This is a genomic window from Oleiphilus sp. HI0132, assembly GCF_001635845.1.
In genome coordinates this window covers 1-722 of the sequence record NZ_LWGJ01001886.1, presented here as the reverse complement: position 1 = coordinate 722, position 722 = coordinate 1, and the positions used below count along the sequence as shown (strand labels likewise).

The 722-nt window shown below is 40.7% G+C and carries 1 protein-coding gene; it reads right to left on the bottom strand.

The window, feature by feature from the left end; genetic code table 11:
• Positions 1–470: DUF1329 domain-containing protein (locus tag A3766_RS28470; RefSeq protein ID WP_156509224.1), on the bottom strand; the 470-nt coding region annotated here is incomplete at its 3' end.
• Between the last annotated feature and the right edge of the window lie 252 nt (positions 471–722).

The following is a 722-nucleotide window of genomic DNA, read 5'->3' as shown; positions in this document are numbered from 1 at the left end:
ACGCCACCAAAAGCATTTTCGAAGCCCTGGCCATTATCGAGAAGCTCTGAGGTAAGGGCATTCTTACGCGTATTCTTGCTGACCCACTCTGGCAAGGAGTGTGAGCGATGAGTAGGATAAACGTTTATTTTAAAAGTCTCTGGGTAAGTCTCAAACATTTTATACTGACCTGGAGTCAGCTTTTTCTTGTAGTCTTTGTAATTGCTCTGGTCGATCGAGAACTTAATTTCATCGTCGGCGAAGGGGTCGACATGAGGAAAACCGTTGCCCTTAAACCCATCTGGCACCTCGGTAATACCACCATCCCAAGCAGGAATTGTTTTGTATTGATTACTTTCTTTAACTGAGCCAAAAGGAGTCAAAGATACGCCTAATTCAGCTGCGGCCTCCGAAGAAACTTTTGCTTGCGCATTAAAGGACAGCATGGCTATAACAGTTAAACCTAAGAAAGATAAGGATTTTCCATTCATATTCTACACCTTACCTGCTTAATTTGAGGCTTTATAAATTACTTGAACAACGGCAATAGCGAAGCTTGATAAACTCAAAGCATACTAATGGAGCAAGCCGGAACTAATTAGTATAGGAAGGAAAACCTTATTTTCCCAACCCACTGTTTTAAACCTGAGTGAATATTTATATCAACACTAGTCTCTTTGACATTTATGCATCGCCTCTATCATCAAGTGACTAAATCTCTTCATCTACTTCAACATTCGTAC